At 48.9% G+C, this 4060-nt stretch carries 3 protein-coding genes and 1 pseudogene; all 4 read right to left on the bottom strand.

The features are described 5' to 3' along the window. Nucleotides 1–1905: outer membrane usher protein (locus ACLD4F_RS21960; RefSeq protein ID WP_411011039.1), on the bottom strand; the 1905-nt coding region annotated here is incomplete at its 3' end. A 29-nt stretch (nucleotides 1906–1934) separates the two neighbouring features. After that, nucleotides 1935–2669, bottom strand: coding sequence for a fimbrial chaperone (locus ACLD4F_RS21955; protein ID WP_076726050.1), 735 nt, complete (start codon nucleotides 2667–2669; stop codon nucleotides 1935–1937). 78 nt (nucleotides 2670–2747) lie between these two features. Further along, nucleotides 2748–3335, bottom strand: a complete 588-nt coding sequence (locus tag ACLD4F_RS21950) for a fimbrial protein (RefSeq protein ID WP_048214908.1) — start codon at nucleotides 3333–3335, stop codon at nucleotides 2748–2750. Between the two features lie 460 nt (nucleotides 3336–3795). Further along, nucleotides 3796–4060 (bottom strand): annotated as a pseudogene (locus tag ACLD4F_RS21945) (fimbrial protein); the annotation flags it as partial.

Here is a 4060-nt window from a genome sequence, read left to right as displayed (position 1 = left end):
GTCGTAGGCGGTACTGATGCTGTAGTTCCAGCGGCTATCGGCGCTGTATCCGCTGGCGCTGGTGTTGAATTGATTGCTACCGTCGAAATCGCTGCTGACGCTGCTGTTCAGTGTGCGGAAGCCGCCGCTGTCCCGGTCGGTGCCCAGCAATTTATCCAGTGGGATTGTCACGCTCAGGTAGACCGAGTCATCGCGGTGATTGTCTTCGTCATAGGTGCGCTGCACGTTGATGCTGTAGCTGGCCCAGCCCAGGCTATTGCTGTAGCCTGCAGAGAAACTGCTGCGGGAATCATTGGTTACCCAGTAGTCGGCCCAACTGCCGTTCAGATAGAGCGAACCGTAGTTGGCGTCTTCGCTGTTCAGACTTTGATTCAGGCTGATGGTGAACTGGTTTTTCATCCGCGAATAGTTGTTCATGCCGTGGGCAGTGTCACTGTCGCTGTGTTTGGCATCATCAATAATGCTCAGCGCATCGCTCAGACCCAAATAGTCTTTCGTCGAATAGCGGTAGGCGGCGATGTTCAATGAGGTGTCCGTCGGTGCGAAGAATTTATTCCACGACACGCGGTAGCTCTGACCGCTGTAGGTTTTATCGTCAGGAACGTTAGTCTGTGATTGGGTGACGTCAAAGGAGACAGCACCGATTAGGGTGTTCATCCCCAACCCCAATAACCCAGCAAGATAGCCGTTGTCTGTGGCCTGAATACCGCTAAAACCGGTGAATGTGTTGTTAAAACCGTAATAGAACGTGCCCTGTGCCAACCCCGGCTCATCACGTAAGCTATCGTCGTTGACCTGGCCCACGCTGAGATCCCATTTGCCAACACCAGGGTGCATCATTTGTACCAGAGATGAAAACGCCTGACTAAAGCTATGCTTCGAGCCGTCGGCTTCGGTAATGGTGACCTCTAAATCGGCGCCATACCCTGATGGCGAGAGGTCATCAATCGCAAACGGCCCTGGTGGGACCGTGGTCTCATAAATTTTGTAGCCGTTCTGTGTAATGGTGACTTTGGCGTTACTGTTGGCCACGCCGCGAATTGTTGGCGCATAGCTGGCAAGCTGCGGTGGCAGCATTTGTGATTCGCTATAAAGGCGAATGCCGCGCAGGTTGACGGTGTCGAAAGCCTCACCGCTGGTGCCGGATTCACCAATGATCAACTGAGAGCGTAGCGCGGCGATATCTCGCTGCATATAGCGGTTTTGATAGTCAATATTGCTGTCGCCGTCTTTTTGCCTGGAGTAGTTGCCTTGTGCGCGGAAATGCCATGCGCCCAGGTTTACACCGCCATTAAAGCCAGCATAGACGCTATCTTCAGTACCGTAGTTGTTCTCATTTTTCCAGGCGCTGACGTTGTATGACAACATGGCGGCAGGGATGCCGTCATCCCACAGCGAAGGATCAACATAGTTGGCGAAACCTTTTTGCACCCACATTTGTGGTACGCCGATATCCAGACGCTGGTCTCCGCCGTCAAAGTGGTTGGTTGACTGGGGAATAGCGAGCGCGAGATCAAGGCAGTTGTTAATGCTTTCCTCGCGTTTCACCAGTACGGCTTTTTCGGGTATATCGTCAGGCAAACGAATATGCAACTGGCTGAGCATCTTGGGCGTAATGCATGCCTGTGTTTTACCGTTATGCGCGATATCGATGAACTCGACCTTTAGTGTGGTGACCAGATCGTTATTAACGTAGCCGCTGGCATCGTAGACGCCAGGGGAGATCGCATTACCGTCGGAATAACGACTAAGATCGACCTGGCTGGATCCCGGACCCATTAAAAACGAGCTGTCAAACTCCATCATTTCATTTTCAGCCCATGCGCAAAAGCTGCTGGGTAATAGAGTACAGACAATAAAACGGGCCAGGAAAGTAACCCTGAAATTTTTCGACAGCAGTATCATTGGCGCATCCCAAAGAGTAAAGGTAAGCGTTAAATATTCACCTTGCCGTTAATTGCGCCGCCAAAATCACTGATCGCAATATAGTTAATGCTGGCTTTGGTGGGGGTGCCGGTTAAGCCAGAAATGGTGAAATCGGATTCGCCTTTGGGGGCAACCATTGAAGCGGAAACTGCATATTTTCGTCCGCCAACAACGGCTTCAATTTTATTAAACGAGACAAAATAGCCGGTAGGGTTGGCCACATGAATGACAGGTTTCCCTGCTTTTTGCTGGATGCGCCACTGCAATTTCTGCGGGGCTTCTGATGCGGTACCTGCCAGTCCGTCCGGGCGGTAAAACATTTTGATACGCGTGCGGAAAGCCAATTGCAGGATATTTTTATCTTTTACCTCCGCATCTTTCATTTTGGGGGGAACTTCCAGCACGTTAAACCAATAGATGCTTTCGCGATCTTTGGGTAACGTGCGGTTGCCGGTGTAGGTCAATTTTACCGTTTGTCCCCGGCCCGGTTCGATACGAGAAACCGGTGGTGTGGCGTTAAAGGGCACATTGATGGTACTGGGATCAGCGTTTGGATCGCCGTCATCCAGCCAGCTTTGTACTAGCGCTGGTGTCGAGCCTTTATTTTCCAGTCGAATGGTGGTGTCCTTTTGTGCGGCTTTATAAATAATACGCGTGCCGGAAAGGACAATATCTGCAAATGCTGGTTGGACAGCCAATAATGCAGTAATAGCAAAAGAAAGGGCGCGACACATCCTGGTCATAGTTATTCCTCCATGTTGGTATATAAGGAGGGAAATTGTGATAAAGCACACGATGCCCCTCCTGCCAAATACGAATGATTATTCGTAGGTTACGGTATACGCTGTGTTGGATTTCACGTAGCCCGCGGTTACAGGGACAGCATCAGACTGCTTAACGTAAGAAACGACGAAGTTGAACTTCGCCACACCGTCAGCATTAAAAGATGCATCGTGAATATCGGCAGCGTCGTTTACTTTGACCTGGGTATAGGCCAGCGCGGAGCCAGAATCATCGACCTGGTGGATGGCCAGGTTAACGCCGGTAGCCGGGTTGGAGATAGAGTCATCGTTGTTCAGCGTACCGAGGCTGTTGCTGAAGAACGTTGATGCCATGCTCAGGTGCGCTTTCGTGTTGGCGTTGCTGGAGCCGCAGTCTACGGTAATGTAGAACGGTTCAGGTTGTACGCCAGGCTCACTGCCCTGTACACCTGGGTCGCTTGCAACATTCGCCGTGACAGCCGTGTTCAACTGAACCTGGCCGTCCTGGCTACCGCCGTTCACGTGCGGCGTGCAGGTGTTATCGCTGACCAGACCGGCAAAGTCTACCTGGCCGCCATCAAGGGCGAATGCAGATGTTGTAGAGGCGGCAGACAGCACCAGTGATAAAGCAATTAACTTTAATTTCATGTTGAAATATCCTTATTAAAAATAAATGTCATTTCAGACCGCCGAGATTATAAAACTCGCGCTGGAAATAGAAAAATACCGAGCAAGGATGTTTCTCATTATGGTATTCACGAAATGAATATTTTGTTTATGTATTGGTTTCGCTTTTGTTCTGCCATGAACGACCCTCTAAAAATACCATGATATTTATGCTGCTTATATTATGTTTGCGATAAAAATAACCGTGTTTTATATTTTTGGTTTATTGTTTTCTTTTGGTTTATTGTTATCATGTATATATTTGGTGTATTTGTTTTTATTTGACATTCATCATGTATGATGAAAAAAAATAAAAGCATGTTTAATTAAATCTTAAAATATTCTGCTCAATAGCAATTTAACATCATCGGCTGTATTTGGTTTTCAGGGGTAAATGATGGAGTTATCTTGTTGCTTTCGATAACCCCATGAATATTAACAATTAATTATAGGTTAAAGTATAGGCCGTATTAGACTTCACATAGCCTGCTGTCACCGGAACGGCGCTGGACTGCCTTACATATGAGACGACAAAGTTGAATTTGGCGACGCCGTCAGCATCAAAAGATGCATCGTGAATATCGGCAGCGTCGTTTACTTTGACCTGGGTATAGGCCAGTGCGGATCCGGAAGCATCGATCGCATGGATGGCCAGGTTAACGCCGGTAGCCGGGTTGGAGATAGAGTCATCGTTGTTCAGCGTACCG

Origin of the sequence: Salmonella sp. 741265050_HSA, assembly GCF_046569445.1 — a bacterium.
In the GTDB taxonomy this organism is placed as follows: Bacteria; Pseudomonadota; Gammaproteobacteria; order Enterobacterales; family Enterobacteriaceae; genus Salmonella; species Salmonella enterica.
This window is presented reverse-complemented; position numbering and strand designations above follow the sequence as displayed.